The sequence below is a fragment of the Natronorubrum bangense genome (genome assembly GCF_004799645.1).
Classification (GTDB): Archaea; Halobacteriota; Halobacteria; order Halobacteriales; family Natrialbaceae; genus Natronorubrum; species Natronorubrum bangense.
The window spans coordinates 431,081-446,836 of record NZ_CP031306.1 but is presented as its reverse complement, the minus strand read 5'-3'; the positions used below and the strand labels follow the sequence as shown (position 1 = coordinate 446,836).

Sequence of the window (15,756 nt, the reverse complement as noted above, 5' to 3'; positions counted from 1 at the left end):
TTTCTCTGAGACGCTCTGCTCCCGTCTACTGAGCCTCTCGAAATACCGCCCGGATGAAAGCATTTTGATATAAAGGGTTATTACACTACCGTCTATACCTTACAATGTGATGCTCGATTACGTCGATTTAGAGGCTGATCTGGATCCAGAAGAACAACTTATTCGCGAGACTGCACAGGAGTTCGTCGACGAGCGTGTCCGTCCGAACATTGCCGAACACTATGAGGAAGGAACGTTCCCGACAGAGCTAATCCCCGAGATGGGCGAGATGGGATTTTACGCACCTAATCTCGAGGGGTACGGCTCACCGAACGTCTCCGAGACGGCCTACGGGCTGTTGATGCAGGAACTCGAGGCCTGTGACTCTGGCCTGCGTTCGATGGCGTCGGTCCAGGGTGCACTCGTCATGTATCCAATCCACGCCTACGGCAGCGAGGAGCAGAAAGAAGAGTGGCTCCCAAAACTCGGGGCCGGCGAAGCAGTCGGCTGTTTCGGCCTCACTGAGCCTGAACACGGCTCGAACCCGACGGCGATGGAAACGTACGCCGAACGCGACGCCGACGGCTACGTCCTGAATGGCTCGAAGACGTGGATCACGAACTCACCGATCGCCGACGTCGCGATCGTCTGGGCGCGTGATCGTTCGAGCGAGGACAACCCTGTACGAGGGTTCCTGGTCGAGACTGACCGCGACGGCGTCAGCACGAACAAGATCACCGAGAAACTCTCGCTTCGAGCATCTATCACCGGCGAAATCGGGCTGAACGATGTCCACGTTCCCGAGGAGAACGTCCTGCCCGGCGTCGAAGGAATGAAAGGACCACTCTCCTGTCTCTCCCAGGCTCGCTACGGTATCGCCTGGGGTGTGATCGGCGCTGCTCGAGACTGTTTCGAGACGGCACTCCAGTATGCGAAAGATCGCGAGCAGTTCGGTGGCCCGATTGGTCGATTCCAGCTTCAACAGCAGAAACTCGCGGAGATGGCGACTCAGATCACCCTCGCCCAGTTGCTTGCCCATCGTTTGGCCGACCTCAAAGAGCGAGGCGACCTCCAGCCACAGCATATCTCGATGGCAAAGCGGAACAACGTTCGAATGGCCCGCGAACAGTCGAAAGTCGCTCGCGAGATGCTCGGTGGTAACGGCATTACGAGTGACTACTCGCCAATGCGCCACATGGCAAACCTCGAAACTGTGTACACCTACGAAGGGACACACGACATCCACACGCTGATCATCGGTGAGCATCTCACCGGCATTCCGGCCTATGAGTGAGGCCTGAGAATGGTTGGAGAAGCACAGAAGCCAGACGAAGAGAACGGCCCGCTAGACGGGATCACCGTCGTCGACGCGTCTCGAGTTCTGGTTGGCCCGTTCTGTACGATGCAGTTGGCTGATCTGGGTGCCGACGTAATCAAAGTCGAACGACCGGACGTTGGCGACCAGACCCGTGGGTGGTATCCACCTCAGTTCGATGGTCCTGACGGTGACGGGGTAAGTGCCTACTACGCTAGCGTCAACCGGAACAAGCGCTCAGTCACGCTCAACCTCAAGGAGGAACACGGACGCGAACTCCTGCGCGAACTCGTGAGCGACGCTGATGTCTTCGTCGAGAACTTCCGGGTTGGGACACTCGAGGAGTGGGGGCTCGGTTACGAAGATCTTGCCGAGGAAAACCCAGAGCTGGTGTACTGCTCGCTTTCCGGCTACGGTGAGTGGGGTCCATACGCCGAGAAACCTGCCTACGACCTGATCATGCAGGCAGAGGGTGGGTTGATGAGTATCACCGGCGAAGCGGACGGCGCACCCGTTCGAGTCGGTGTCGCAATCGCTGATATCGGCGCTGGGATGTATGCCACACAGGCGATTCTCGCTGCGTTGTTCCACCGAGAACTCCAGGGTGGTGGCCAGAAAGTCGACGTCAGCCTCTTCGATGGACAGGTCGCCTGGATGTCCTACATGGCTAGTTACTACTTTGCGACAGGTGAGTCACCTGGTCGAATGGGAAGCAGACACCCGACGATCGTTCCGTACCAGGCGTTCCCAACCCGAGACGGGTACGTCGTCGTGGCGGCTGCCTCAGAAAAACTCTGGCGAAACCTCTGTCTGGCACTCGATCGTGACGACCTGCTCGAGGACGACCGCTTCGAGACGAACACTGATCGGGTCGAACATCGAAACACACTCGAGGAGATTCTCGAGGCGGAACTCGCTGACTACCAGACGGACGCTCTCGTCGCGTTGCTCGAGGACAACGACGTGCCGGCTCGCGCGGTCTCGGATATGGAAGACGTCTTCGACCATCCACAGGTCGAAGCCCGCGGCATGCACCAACAGGTCACGCATCCGACTGTCGGCACGATCGACATGGCAGGCAGTCCGATGAACCTCTCGAGAACGCCGTCGACGATCCGTAGCCATCCGCCCGAACTCGGTGAACATACGGAAACGCTACTTGCCGAACTTGGCTACTCGGAGCGCGAAATTGAGCAGCTGAAAGCCGACGGAATCGTCTGACACAGCGATCCGCGACCGGCGGTGGCTGTATCGAGGCTCCTGCTGAGGGCCTTCACTGAGTGGTTGAGGCGGATGCCACGGGGCCTGCTTTCGAGAGCGTTTCAGTCACTATGTGCCCATAGCACGACCTCATTTGGCCGTGCCCTCGAAGGCGATGTGCAGCGACGTGACCTCTCCGCTCTCGAGTATACTTTCGAGTGGTGCGTTGAAAGTTACTATTCGATCATATCGAAAGTGGTCACCCATGGTGCGTGCGGCCATGCAGGTGGTGCTTGTGCTGAATCGGATGCCACGACAGAAGTGAGCTGTCATGCGAACTATTGTTCACTATTGTTCAGTAGATTGCACCCTCCGTGCAACGTTATTCATACATCCGTGTTCATTCTGGGTCGCTATCGGAGATAACACTGTGTGATCGAACACCATTCGATCGCACATTTTGTTAGCTTCTCATATAACTGTCTCTAATAGCAAGCGAATTTATGGTATCTAAATTCATTCCAATAAAACAATGTCTAATATAACTGCCTTTTGAATACTCCTTCGGAAATTATTTATAATTGCATTGTATTTCCACAGTTGTCTATGTATAACGATAACCGTGTTAGTAGACGGCGTGTTTTGAAAAGTACGGCGGCTATCGGTGCAGCAACTGGGATTGCAGGCTGTCTCGGGGGTGAGCAGCAGTTCTTGACGATCGGTACTGGTGGCACTGGTGGTGTCTACTACCCACTTGGGGGAGGAATGGCAGACATTCTGAACCAGGAACTGGACGTCGATGCGACAGCCGAATCGACGGGTGCAAGTGCTGAGAACTCCAGGCTTGTCGGAGACGACGAGATGGATATGGCGCTGGCACTTGGAAACACGGTCCAGCTGGCTGCAAACGGTGAGGGTGACTTCGACGAGGAGGTACCACTCAAGTCGGCGTTTGGTGCATACATCAATCACACACAGGTGGTTGTTCCGGAGGACTCAGATGTCGAGACACTGGACGATCTCGAAGGGCAAGACGTAAGCGTTGGCGCCCCCGGGAGCGGGACCGAAGTGATTGCTGAAGAACTGCTTGACTGGTACGGACTGAGTTTCGACGACATCGACGCCGAGCGGCTTTCGTTTTCGGAGACGTCCGGTGCGCTGCAAGACGGCAACATCGATGCTGGATTCTGGAGCGTTGCTTATCCAGCGTCGTCGATCGAAGAACTCGCCTCACAGCGAGATGTCCGACTGCTTGACTTCCCAGAAGACGATCTCGAGGAGATCACCGAAGAACTGCCGTACTACTCGGTTGCAGAAATCCCTGCCGGGACGTATCCAGACCAGGACGAGGATATCGCCAACCCTGGCGTGACCAACACGATGATCGTCCACGAAGATATGGATGATGAACTGCTCTATGACATCGTCGAGGCGATCTTCACGAACCTCGATGACCTCGAGGAAATCCATCAAGTCGCCGGACAGTTCGAGGAGTCCGTATACGATGGTCCGATTGAGCTTCATCCTGGCGCTGCGGACTACTTCGACGACAACCTCTAGGATGGCATCTGCTCGCGTTGCTGTCGCACTGATATCCGCTCTCGCACTCGTCGTCTGCATCGTGCTTGCGACGGTACCTGCTGGTACAGTCGTCCACGTCGAACACGGTCAGTCCGGTGAGACACGTGCGGTGTATCCGATCGATGACGGCGAAGAGTTCTCGATCGAGTACGTCCACTCCTCGGAGAAGACACAGATCCGGGAAGTGTACACCGTCGACGAGACCTCAATCGTCCAGGTGCGAGAGGAGTACGACTACTATGCTGCCGGACTCGAGTTCGAACGCGAAACACGGCAGGTAGATGGATGGACAGTTGCCGATGTCGACCGCGAGATCGGCAGTTTCTCCGTTCGGACGGCGGCAACGACCGAGCAACGGCTACTCATCGCCGATGAGAACCGATCGCTGCAGACGTATACTGAGCCCTGGGAAACGATGACGATCTCTGCAGAGAACGTCACGTATCTCGAGTATCTCACGTACGAAGTACAATCACGAATTTAAACTGACTGTTTATGACCACGAATCAACAGACACGCGGGGACGCGGACGACGATGGATTGAGTCTTGAAGCGGAGGTAACACCCGATCAGAAGGGGAGCTATCTGAGTGGAACAGCGAAACGCTCGATCGGTGGTCGGCTTCGGTTGTTAGCAGTTGCAATCGCGGTTTCACTCGGCCTCTATCACACGCTCACTGCAGGTTTTGGCGTGCCAGGGGCGTTCGTCAACCGACCAATACACCTCGCTTTCACGGCGACGCTCGTGTTTATCTGGTATGAGGCCCACACTGGCGAACCATCGGACAGCGTGCCGTGGTATGACTGGATTCTGGTCGCAGTAACGATACCGAGCGTGCTGTATCTCACGTACGCAATACAGTACGGGACGCTCTCTCAACGCGCGGGGCAACCACTGACTCTGGACCTCGTCTTTGGTGCGTTGACCATTCTGATCGTACTGGAGATGACACGCCGAACGACAGGTATTATCCTGCCGACGATCGGTGGTGCGTTCCTCGCCTACGCAGTGTTCGGCCCGATGATGCCTGGAATGTTCGCCCATCGTGGCTACGGATACGAACGGATAATCTCCCACCTGTATCTTTCCACCGAGGGTATTTTCGGCATCCCGCTTGGCGTGAGTGCGACGTTCGTCGTGTTGTTCATCATCTTCGGGGCGTTCCTCGAGGTGAGTGGGATCGGTGACTGGTTTATCGACGTCGCATACGGCTTTACAGGCCGGCTATCTGGTGGGCCAGCCAAGACATCGGTGATCGCGAGCGGATTTATGGCGAGTCTCAACGGGAGTGCTGTCGCGAACACCGCAACCACCGGCGCGTTCACAATCCCGTTGATGAAACGAACCGGGTTCGACGATCATTATGCAGCTGCCGTGGAATCTTCAGCGAGTAGTGGCGGACAGATTATGCCGCCGGTGATGGGTGCCGGTGCGTTCATTATGGCTGTCTGGACTGGCATCTCCTACGTCGAGATCATCGCTGCAGCCGTTATCCCTGCGCTCTTGTATTTCCTTGCTGTCGGCACTGCAGTTCATTTCCGCTCGAAAAAGCGAGGCTACGAGGGGCTGCCAGCTGATCAGCTCCCCAATTCGAAACAGTTGCTTCGTGACGGTGCCCACTTTACGCTCCCGATAATCGGGCTCGTGTATCTCCTTGCAGCGGGATATACAGCGATGTACGCTGGTTTTCTCGCGATTCTGATTACGGTCGTCGTCGCAACGCCGATTGCAGGAGTGAAACAGTTCCTTTTGGCGATAAAAAACGGGGACTGGTCGACGGCAACATCACTCGCTACGGCATACGGTACCGCCGCCGTCAACGCGTTTGACCGCGGTATTCGGATGACACTGATCGTTGCAGCAGCGTGTGCAACGGCTGGGATCGTCGTCGGTGTCGTCACGCTTACCGGACTCGGTCTGCAGTTCAGTGCGATCGTCTCGAGTGTCTCCGGTGGGGTGCTCATCATCGGGCTGTTGTTAACGATGGTGACCGCCATCATCCTCGGAATGGGTCTGCCGACGACGGCTGCGTACGTCGTCGTGGCAGCCCTCGGCGCACCTGCGTTGACTAATCTTGGCGTCGAACTCCTCGCAGCGCATCTGTTTATCTTCTACTTTGCGATCATCAGCGCCATCACGCCACCGATCATGCTCGCAGTCTTCACGGCGTCCAGCATTGCAGAGTCCGATCCGTGGAAGACGGGTGCGACCGCGATGGGGATTGCACTTGCTGGCTTCCTTATTCCGTTTATGTTCGTCTACGGACCCGAACTGATCCTTATCGGCAGTACGGCCGACATCGCACTCGCAGCGACAAGCGCCATCATTGGCGTGATCGCGCTGTCGGCGTCGACGCAAGCGTATCTCGTCACTGATGCATCGACTCCCGAGCGCCTGGTGTTGTTTGCCGCTGCACTCGGACTGCTGATGCCCGGGCTTCTTACGGACGTGATTGCACTGACGGTGTTCCTCGTGACGTTCCTCCGGCAGTACGTGGCAGTCAACGGTAACCTTCCGTTCGCATCTGCGACAAGCCGGTAGCTCCCACGTCTGTCTTTTCGACTCGAGTCTGTTGCTCGAGATTTCTGCCGAACTCCGTGACAGCACGAACGACCCTCGTTTTCGCTCGAAAAGCGGATTCTCGAACGAGATCAACAGGATACTGCAAACCGCTGTCAGCGAAGCCGTTCGACCGGCTCGCTCGTCAGAAATATACCCTCTCGAGAGTATCAGTCGTCGGCCTGGACGATCACTGCTGGACGGTCCAGTGAGAGAATCACGGACTGGGCGACGCTTCCGAAGAGTGCCTTTCCGACTGGCGACCGTTGCCGAGCGCCGAGCACGACATACCGTGCGTCGTGCTCGTCCGCGTACTCGACGATCGATTCGGCAGGCTCACCCTCGAGTCCGGCAATCTCAACGCTTTCGTCTGCGTCTTCTACCAGTCCCTGCAGCCGATCTTCGGCGAACTGCTGGCGGCTCAACACCCCCTCTTCATCCGCGGACTCGGACACGTGTTCGCGCTGTGCTTCCGCAAACTCCGTGGAGTCGACTGCGTGGACGATGTGTAATGAATCGTCGAACGCAGCAGCTAACTCGAGGCCTTCGTTGATTATGTGCTGTACCTCTTCTGACTGATCAATTGCGGCGACAATGGCCATATCTCCCAACTGGTACCGGGGCGGTTAACTTTTATGTCAGCTACCTGGTCGCTACCAAGACACGGCGCAACCGTGTCTCCAAATTCGATCACAGTAAAAAAGATGCTCCCGATCGGCGTGACGGGCCGTCTATAGTCTGGTACAGAGCTGTCAGACCCGTTGGCTCACTCCTCTTCGCTGAGCGCTGCGAGCAACTCGAGTGGGTGTTGGGTCTCGATGTCCCTGTCTGCGAGCTGTTGACTACAGGAGGCGCCGGTCGTGACGATGACGTCTGCCTCTGTAGCGTTGATCTTCGACTCGAGGTCGTCACCGATCGCCATCGAGACCTCGTAGTGTTCGGTCTCGTAGCCAAAGGCGCCAGCCATGCCACAGCAGGTCGTATCGAGCGGTTGGACGTCGTAGCCGGCTTCACGGAGCAGTTCGACTGGGACACTGTCCCAGCCTTTGGCCTTCGAGTGACAGTGTCCGTGGAACGCGACCGTGTCGTTTCCGTCGTCAGGGAGATCGATTTCGCCGGCACGGATGCGCTCGACGAGGAATGCCGGAACGGTCGCCGTCATCGAAGGGATGTTGACTGTGTCCTCGAGCAGGTCGTCGTACTCTTTGAACGCGCTCACGCAGGAGGGTTCGACGCCGATGATCGGCACCTCTCGTTCGGCGTACTCGGCAAGTGTTTCGACGTTCTGTCGTGCATAGCCGCGGGCTTTCTCGACGAGTCCCTGTGAGAGCGGCGCTCGCCCACAACAGGCCACATCAGGGACTTCGACGGCGTAGCCAAGTGACTCGAGGAGTTGAACGGACGCTTTCCCAACCGCTGGGTGGTTGTACCCCATATAGCAGTCCGGAAAGAGCGCAACCGTGCCGTTCTCGCCGGCGTTTGGGTGTGGCTCGTGAGCGGCGAACCAGTCGGGGAAGGGCTCGGCCGCAAACTCCGGCAGCGTCCGTCGTCGATCGATTCCGAGAACGGCCTCGGCAACGCGACGGCCTGGGCCGAACTCTTTGAGACGATTTGCGACCGGCGAAAACGTCGACCCAAGGCGGTTGAGCGTGCGGACGTTTCCGAACAGCCGTGCACGAAGCGGAACGCCGCTCCTCTGGTGCTGTTGGTGTTTCGCCTCCGTTTTCAGTTTGGCCATATCGACGCCGGTCGGACACTCCGTCTCGCAGGCTTTACAGGAGATACACAGATCGAGCACCTCCTCTTGGAAGTGATCGCTCGTGAGCGTCTTCTCATCGAGGTCGCCGTTTATCGCGGCTCTGAGCATATTCGCCCGCCCGCGCGTGCTGGCAACCTCGTCGTCTGTCCCACGGAACGTCGGACACATGACGCCGCCGTCCGATGTGCGACACTTCGAACAGCCATTGCACTGCTCGACGAGCGATCCAAACCCTTCTTCGGCACTGAAATCGAGTGCCGTATCGACGGTCTCCGGATCGTATCCCTCATACCGAAGGTTTTCGTCGACTTTCGCGAGGTCACCATCCGAGGCAGGGACGACCTTCGCCGGATTGAACACGTCGTCAGGGTCGAAGGTGTGTTTGATTTCGCAGAACGCGCTGTAGAGTTCGTCACCGTACATCGCTGGGAGATGCTCGGACCGAAGTCGTCCATCACCGTGTTCCCCAGAGACGGAGCCGCCGACCTCGAGGACGATCTCGTGGACCGCTTCCGAAACGGATCGGAGTCGCTCACGGTCGTGTTCCGTCTTCAGATTCAGGAACGGCTTGATGTGGAGCACACCCTGTCCGGCGTGACCGAAGACGCTCGCCTGGAGGTCGTGTTCTCGGAGCACATCACCAACACGCTCGAGATACGTCGGGAGACGAGCGGGTGGGACTGCCGCATCTTCGATGAACGAGAGCGCCTGCTCGTCGCCAGGCTGTCGGTTCAAAAGCGGATTGGAGGCTTTCCGTACCTTCCAGAGATCGGCCATCTCCTCCTCGTCGAACGCCCGTTCGACGTCGATCGTTCCGTTTGTCTGAGCAGCCGATACGACCGTCTCGAGATCGTCACGCTGGTCTGCATGGTTGGTCTCGATTTCCAGCAGGAGCGCGGCCTCGGCGTTCTCGGGCACGAGATCGAATCCCCAGGCGTCTCGAGCGTAGCCAAGGACGGCATCGTCGATGAGCTCGACTGCACTCGGGTCTGTCTCGAGAACGCTAGTTACAGCGTCGGCAGCGGCGATCAGATCGTCGTAGAAGACGAGCGAGACGGCACGCGTCTCGGGACGGCCGGTCAGCTGTAGCGTCGCTTCGGTGATAATCGCAAGCGTCCCCTCGCTTCCGGAGACGAGTCGTGAGAGATCGACCCACGACCCATCCGGTGCGACGCTCGTCTCGAGATCGTACCCACTGGAGTTTCGGTCGACGTCCGGATACTGCGTCTCGATTTCCTCGGCACGCTCGCGTGCGAGCCTGCGAACCACGCGATGAACCGCTCCGGCCCGGTCGTCGTGTTCACAGACCGTCTCGAGTTCCGCGCCGTTTCGCCGGTGGAACTCGACGAGCGTACCGTCTGCAAGCACACATTCGAGTCGCTGAACGTACGCTCGAGTCGTCCCATGTTTGACCGAATGCGGACCTGCAGCGTTGTTGGCGATCATTCCGCCGATGGTACACGTACTCGAGGTCGATGGATCGGGGGCAAAATAAAGGCCGTCTGCTTCGAGGACATCGTTCAACTCGTCGAGAACGACACCTGGCTGGACGGTCACCGTCTTCGCGTCGGGATCGACATCGATGATCTCGTCCATGTGTCGTGAACAGTCCAGGACGATCCCCTCGCCGATGGCGTTGCCAGTCAGACTCGAGCCTGCACCACGGGCCGTGACGCTTGTGCCCTGTTGGCGAGCGAAGTCGACGACTCGCTGGACGTCGTCGCGGGTTCGAGGGAAGGCGACACCTGCAGGTCGTTGCTGATAGATACTGGCATCGGTCGAGTAGAGGGTGCGCGTGGTTTCGCCGAAGTCAATCTCGCCGTCGAGCGTTTCGCTGAGCGACGGTGCCGTAGAGTGGGGGATCTCAGTACTCATGAGTAGCGATGGTCGGGTACTGGTTGGCACTCGTCTGCGCTCTGGCGTTTGGTCTGAACTCAACCGTGACTGGACCGTGTCCTGCCCAGCCGTTCCTGCGAGTCAGACGACTCGAGAGCGCGATACTGTTCTCTGACCGGTTATGATTCGGATGTCGCGTACTCACGTGGTGTCATCTCCTGTGTCTGCAAAGTGGTTTCGAACGTTCTGTTCGAACGTCTCGCTTGTCACCTGATAACGGGTGTATCCTGCGGGTTCGCGTTCACGACCGACGGTGAATATTTGCTCGTCATCGACGTATACGCCCCAGGAATCGCGGTATTCGACGCCAACACCCATGAAGCGAATCTCGGCGTCGTACTCGGATTGCAACCGGTCGACGACTGGCGGGGTGATGACGTCGTCGGCGAACCGCGGTGGCCGATAGGCTGGCAGGTCGTGTTCTTGGAACTCTTCGATAGCCTCAGACCACCACACTGGAAGCTGGTCGACGTCGATTTCCTCGCCCGAGTGCGCTCGCTCCAGTTCTCGGAGTTGTTCCACAGCGTCGTGATCGTGTTCGTCTGGTGTCTCTGTCATTGATTACGTGTATTGTCCTGACGAGATCCGTTACAGGCGCGTTGGTATGTATTCCGCATAAAAACGTTGGTAACTGGCCACACCCGTCGCTGGCCGTGATCGCCACCGCCGGGTGCGATGGCCATCAGAACTCGACGTAGAGGTCGCCGTCGATAACGTGGACGTCGTAGGACGGAAGACGGTAGTCGTCGCTTGCGAGGTGTTCCCCGGACGTGATATCGAACTCCCAGCCATGCCATGGACAGGCCACGATTTCGTCATCACACGCCCAGATCAACTCGTTGTCTTCGTCGACGTCGATCGTTCCAGACAGCAGTCCCTCACAGGCAGGTCCGCCCTGATGTGTACAGTAGTTCGAGAGGGCGTGATACTCGTCGTTCGAGTAGAAGACGGCGATCTCTCGACCTTCGATATCGACGACGACTCGTTCTCCATCTTCGATGTCGTCTGCCGCCGTCACGTGGTGTAGGTTTTCAGCGTCAGCGTTCTGTGGTTCGGTGTTTGTTGCCATGTTCTTAGAATCGGTAAAGTTGCTCTGCGGTTTCGCCGTAGATGTTCTTGATTTCGTCGCCGTTGAACTCCGAGCGCATGATCTTCATCAGCGCATCGGTGTAGTCGAAGTCGAAGTGTGGATAGTCCGACGAGAACATCAGACTGTCTTCGCCGCCAAAGAGGCGGATGATCTGGTTGAGATACTCGGGATCGTCTGCACCTTCGACTGGCTGGCTCGTCACGTAGAACTGATCACGGAGATACTCACTTGGCATCTTCTCCAGCATCGGGGCGTCGAACTTCGCTCCCATGTAGTCGTGATCGAACCGTCGCATGAAGTATGGATACCAGCCGAGACCGGACTCCTGAATGACGAAGTCGAGGTCAGGGAACCGAACAGGAACACCCTGGGTCAGCATGTCTGCGAGGTTCACCTGGTGCATCATGTTGTGCGAGGTGGCGTGAACGGGGAGTGCTCGATTCAGTGACTGCCACTGCGTTGGGAACCGGGTCATCATCGTCCCGGCTGCGTTGTGCATCATGATAGGCAGCCCAGCACGCTCACATGCCTCATAGAGTGGGTAGTAGACCTCGTTGCCGAGAGTTGGATCGACCGAGCCACTCGGGATCATGACGGCGGCGATACCCGACTCGTCGGCGAGATCGTCGACTTCCTCGGCAGCTTTGACTGGTTTCTGCGGTGCAACGATCGCAGCACCGTAGACACCCTCATCCGTGTCGATGATGTTGTCGAGCAGCCATCGGTTGTACGCCTTCGCGAGTGCGGCCGCGAGGTCGTCGTGGTGGACAGCACCGAGATAGAGATTCTGCGTCGGGGTTGCGATCGCTTTGTCCCATTCGATGAGGTCTTTCCCTTTCTGGATGTCCTCCGACGTTCGAACCGTCGGCGAGTCAGCCTTGCCGACCGTCACCGAGTAGAGCATCCCGTGTGCGGGGTACACTCGACCCAGATAGCCGTAGTCGTCACCGTCTCCTTCGCTGTTTAGCAGGCTGTAGAACGGGTCCTCGAGATACGGAAAGATGTCTTCTTGTCGTTCCGTCAGGTGGAAGTCTGTGTCGACGATAACGTCCAGATCATCCAGTGACCGAACAGTAGCCGGCTCTGTTGATTGAGAGCTCATCAGTCCTCAGTCTTCCCCCATGGTACATAACTATTATCATTTTTAATCCCTGTTGGGATTCGCGTGGGTGCAATGACACCGCTGTTCGATCAACTGGTTCTGTCGAGCACAAGCTCGACCGCAACAAGTCATACACCCAGTGTCAGTCGATCCGTTTCTCGTGGATCCGATCAGCCTGTCCGTTCGATACCGATAGTGACTGTTTCTATAGTAACAACAGAAACTGGTTGCACACCGATTGCACAGCTGTCGTGCGATCGGGTGTACGCACTGACGGTCAGTGGCTACTATAGGATACGTTCAATGTCGCCACCGCTGTCTCTGCTCAGTCACGGCGGACGAGCGTAGCTGCTGTGTAGTCCGAGGCGATCAAGAACGTGTTCCTCGCTTGCTCGAGTACGCCTGCTTTTTGGAACCGAGACACTGCTGCTCGTGATGCCCGCGCCTCAGAAATTTCGATGCTGTCGAAATAAAACGCTCGATGGAGAACGTGGGACTGCCAGGGATTTACAATTGTATCACTGTAAAAAATTGCGAGCTACGCCCAACAGGGGCCGCAGGTGGTTCCGTTGATCACCCGTTTACGGCGTTCTGTCTAGCGCTTCTGGCGTCTCAGACACTTCCTCCTCAGTTTTGTGCTCTCAGTTTGTCTGTGTCGACTTATTGTCTCGTCTCTCACTGTATTTCGTCTTTGACGAAATCCAACGCTCGAAGTCGTTTGTGGCACTTTCTCACTTCTTCAGCCTGTTTCCCGGTGGAAAGCTCCGTTAAATCCAGAGGCTTTCTCTCCACGGTTTGTCTCGACAGGACGTACAGCCTCGAGAGTGTCGGTAGGGCACAAATAGCCATTACGTCTCTATTTCGATAGTGTCGAAGTGCATCTGTGGCTGTGTGCTGGACGCAGCGAAAACACTAGTTAGGCAGTTTGAGCGACGAGTAGGTCGTGGAGTTAGTTTTGTTCTGTAGGATCGCTAGGCGCCGCTGTGATCGGCCTACCATCGTCGGAGAACAGTCAACCACTGAACTAGTATCTGGAATCCACCACAGTCTCTTGATTTTGCAGGAATCTGTTCATCCAGCCGTCAGCACCAGGGAAATATTCGCCCAGGTCACACCGCAACTAACCCGCACCAATTGCTCCAAGGTCGCCGTAGTCTAGTGATCCTACAGAGCAGTTAGTTTAAAATGATGCTCGCAGTCCTGCTCAGCAACTCTTTTGTGACGGGATTTGCTGGCTCTCGAGAGCGTAAGTGAACGGCAACGCTCGCCAGGGTGTTCGCCATTCACCTCCACTCGACTGTGTGTTCGATTCGGAGACACAAGTGAATCGTCGCTTGATACGCGTTAGAGGATCTCATCAAGCAATCTGAAGTAGGTGTGTCGGCTCGCTGATAGCGTGCCAGACCCACCGACGTTAACGAGCGGAACTCTCGTGTGGCCCATCAGAACGCGATGCGTTCTGAGGACGGTAAAATCCTCGCGGGTCGCAGTTGGTAAGACTATTGTCAAGATTAACGGCGAATAGTTTTGCGCTCAAACTACAATTCCATCCGACTCAAACCTCATGCTCGATGTCGCAGTGTTCGGGCGACGAGGCACCGATTCAGCCGCTGCATTCCTACATTAAGTAATCAAAAAACACGATCTCCTCGAAACCGTGTCCCTCGTCAATAGCTATGGCTATCTGACTGCAATCTCCTGGTTTGTATCGAGTGATCAGCGTGATAGAGTCGAGCGAAGCCTAGTCGAGAAGTGGTTTCACACCCTGAAGATGAGCGCTGACTATTTCTACAGTTTGGGCGGACAGTCAGGCAATTGTCAGATGCCAACTTGAACTGTTCGTGCACTATTAAAATACACAATGACCGCACTAGTCACTCAACGGATAGATTCTAGCGGAGGTGCTAAACTAGACCGTACCTTTCGATTGAAATCGACAGCGCTTGTTATATTACGATTCGAGTACCAGTTTCGCTATGGGGACGTCAACAGTCTGCTATCGGTGCAACAGAAGATATCAGGACGACAACCAGGTTCGCTGTGAGTGTGGCGAACCGCTCTGGTTCGATGATGATCTCGCAGGATTTGATCTTCCAAGCCCTCGAGAGATGAATGGACTGTGGCGGTACGCAGAGGCTCTTCCAGACCTCCGCCCTGAGGGGATCGCCGCTGCTGCCGGACGGACGCCGTTGCTTCGAAGCCCACGTCTTGACCAGGTCGCTGGCTGTCGAGTCTACGTTAAAGACGAGGGTGAAAACCCGACCGGCTCGTACAAGGACCGCGGAAGCGCAGTCGCGGTCTCACATGCGCTCCAACAGGATATCGACGCAGTCGGGACCGTTTCGTACGGCAACATGGCAATGAGCACTGCTGCCCACGCTGCGAGTCTCGGCATTGACTGTGTCGTGCTCGTCCCGACGGACACTCCGACCAGCCGTCTGGAGCTAATTGCACAGTACGACCCGACGATCATCCAAGTCGAGGGTGAGTACGGCAAGCTGTATGATGATGTTCTTGACCTGAATCGCGAACTGCCGATCTCGTTTCTGCTTAGCGATGCTCCAGCACGAATTCGCGGCTACAAGACTGCGTTGTTCGAAATCTACGAAGCGCTGGCTCCTGACACTCCCGACGCGATCGCGCTGCCAGCGAGCTCTGGTGGGTTCGCCAGCGGGATCTGGCGCGGGATACTCGAGTTCCAGAACGCTGGTGTGATCGACACCCCACCACGACTCTACCTCGTCCAGACGGCTGCTTCGGACCCCATTACTCGCGCCTATATAGCTGACCAGGACGAGGTTTCGGCACTCGAAGCCGAGGCGGTTGGGGAAACGATCGCCCACTCTATCGGGAACCCTAACCCACCAAGCGGCACCCGGGCGCTAACCGCAGTCAGACAGACCGGCGGTGCAGTGTGTTCTGTTACTGACGCCGACATCCGGCAAGCGCAGCGGCAGTTTGCCCGGCGGGGTGGGCTCTGTGTCGAGCCGGCATCGGCGACACCGCTTGCAGGAGTGCGCCAACTGACCAGCCGCGGTGAGATCGACGAGGACGAGACAGTCGTCCTACTGCCAACTGGAACCGGGTTCAAAGAGATGGGTACCGGTGGCGTCTCTATTCAGACGAACACGCTCTCTCGTTCTGCACTGTCTTCACAGCTCGCGTCTCTTCTTTCGAGTTGAACACGGATAAACAGCCACAGATATCCGAATTGTGATTCGTATTCAAATTTTTCCACTCTCCGCAAGCATGTTTCTTTGGGTTGTGCCAAAATA

11 protein-coding genes are annotated in these 15,756 nt (G+C 56.9%); 6 read left to right on the top strand and 5 right to left on the bottom strand.

Annotated elements, in window-relative coordinates; genetic code table 11:
* Positions 1 to 109 precede the first annotated feature (109 nt).
* From DV706_RS17505 to DV706_RS17485, 5 genes are all read left to right on the top strand, one after another.
* Complete coding sequence (locus tag DV706_RS17505; RefSeq protein WP_006066989.1) at positions 110 to 1,273, top strand: acyl-CoA dehydrogenase family protein; 1,164 nt, start codon at positions 110 to 112, stop codon at positions 1,271 to 1,273.
* Between the two features lie 9 nt (positions 1,274 to 1,282).
* The gene (locus DV706_RS17500) at positions 1,283 to 2,515 is read left to right on the top strand and encodes a CaiB/BaiF CoA transferase family protein (RefSeq protein ID WP_006066990.1); all 1,233 of its coding nucleotides are present in this window, start codon (positions 1,283 to 1,285) and stop codon (positions 2,513 to 2,515) included.
* A gap of 585 nt (positions 2,516 to 3,100) precedes the next feature.
* Complete coding sequence (locus tag DV706_RS17495) at positions 3,101 to 4,054, top strand: TAXI family TRAP transporter solute-binding subunit (RefSeq protein ID WP_083902058.1); 954 nt, start codon at positions 3,101 to 3,103, stop codon at positions 4,052 to 4,054.
* A gap of 1 nt (position 4,055) precedes the next feature.
* Positions 4,056 to 4,559 carry a DUF1850 domain-containing protein gene (locus tag DV706_RS17490; RefSeq protein WP_006066992.1) on the top strand — a complete coding sequence of 168 codons (504 nt, stop codon included), beginning with the start codon at positions 4,056 to 4,058 and terminating at the stop codon, positions 4,557 to 4,559.
* Positions 4,560 to 4,570: 11 nt separating this feature from the next.
* A complete protein-coding gene (locus tag DV706_RS17485; RefSeq protein WP_006066993.1) occupies positions 4,571 to 6,616 on the top strand; it encodes a TRAP transporter permease in 2,046 nt (681 codons plus the stop codon).
* Between the two features lie 188 nt (positions 6,617 to 6,804).
* Here DV706_RS17485 and DV706_RS17480 read toward each other — a convergent pair whose 3' ends face one another.
* From DV706_RS17480 to DV706_RS17460, 5 genes are all read right to left on the bottom strand, one after another.
* A complete protein-coding gene (locus tag DV706_RS17480; protein WP_006066994.1) occupies positions 6,805 to 7,236 on the bottom strand; it encodes a universal stress protein in 432 nt (143 codons plus the stop codon).
* 164 nt (positions 7,237 to 7,400) lie between these two features.
* Positions 7,401 to 10,268 (bottom strand): anaerobic glycerol-3-phosphate dehydrogenase subunit C, encoded by a 2,868-nt coding sequence (locus tag DV706_RS17475; protein ID WP_006066995.1) that lies wholly within the window; start codon positions 10,266 to 10,268, stop codon positions 7,401 to 7,403.
* A 162-nt stretch (positions 10,269 to 10,430) separates the two neighbouring features.
* Positions 10,431 to 10,847 (bottom strand): hypothetical protein, encoded by a 417-nt coding sequence (locus tag DV706_RS17470; RefSeq protein WP_006066996.1) that lies wholly within the window; start codon positions 10,845 to 10,847, stop codon positions 10,431 to 10,433.
* Between the two features lie 124 nt (positions 10,848 to 10,971).
* Positions 10,972 to 11,358, bottom strand: coding sequence for a Rieske (2Fe-2S) protein (locus DV706_RS17465; RefSeq protein ID WP_006066997.1), 387 nt, complete (start codon positions 11,356 to 11,358; stop codon positions 10,972 to 10,974).
* Positions 11,359 to 11,362: 4 nt separating this feature from the next.
* Positions 11,363 to 12,481: an amidohydrolase family protein gene (locus DV706_RS17460; RefSeq protein ID WP_006066998.1), complete on the bottom strand. Its 1,119-nt coding sequence runs from the start codon at positions 12,479 to 12,481 to the stop codon at positions 11,363 to 11,365.
* 1,976 nt (positions 12,482 to 14,457) lie between these two features.
* Between DV706_RS17460 and thrC the strand changes: the two genes are divergently transcribed.
* Positions 14,458 to 15,663, top strand: a complete 1,206-nt coding sequence (gene thrC, locus DV706_RS17450) for a threonine synthase (protein ID WP_006066999.1) — start codon at positions 14,458 to 14,460, stop codon at positions 15,661 to 15,663.
* The last annotated feature ends 93 nt before the right edge of the window (positions 15,664 to 15,756 follow it).

Coding starts and splice junctions, on each gene's coding strand:
- DV706_RS17475 (WP_006066995.1), bottom strand. CDS start 10,268: ATGAGTACTGAGATCCCCCACTCTACGGCACCGTCGCTCAGCGAAACG.
- DV706_RS17500 (WP_006066990.1), top strand. CDS start 1,283: ATGGTTGGAGAAGCACAGAAGCCAGACGAAGAGAACGGCCCGCTAGAC.
- DV706_RS17480 (WP_006066994.1), bottom strand. CDS start 7,236: ATGGCCATTGTCGCCGCAATTGATCAGTCAGAAGAGGTACAGCACATA.
- DV706_RS17495 (WP_083902058.1), top strand. CDS start 3,101: ATGTATAACGATAACCGTGTTAGTAGACGGCGTGTTTTGAAAAGTACG.
- DV706_RS17490 (WP_006066992.1), top strand. CDS start 4,056: ATGGCATCTGCTCGCGTTGCTGTCGCACTGATATCCGCTCTCGCACTC.
- thrC (WP_006066999.1), top strand. CDS start 14,458: ATGGGGACGTCAACAGTCTGCTATCGGTGCAACAGAAGATATCAGGAC.
- DV706_RS17470 (WP_006066996.1), bottom strand. CDS start 10,847: ATGACAGAGACACCAGACGAACACGATCACGACGCTGTGGAACAACTC.
- DV706_RS17485 (WP_006066993.1), top strand. CDS start 4,571: ATGACCACGAATCAACAGACACGCGGGGACGCGGACGACGATGGATTG.
- DV706_RS17505 (WP_006066989.1), top strand. CDS start 110: ATGCTCGATTACGTCGATTTAGAGGCTGATCTGGATCCAGAAGAACAA.
- DV706_RS17460 (WP_006066998.1), bottom strand. CDS start 12,481: ATGAGCTCTCAATCAACAGAGCCGGCTACTGTTCGGTCACTGGATGAT.
- DV706_RS17465 (WP_006066997.1), bottom strand. CDS start 11,358: ATGGCAACAAACACCGAACCACAGAACGCTGACGCTGAAAACCTACAC.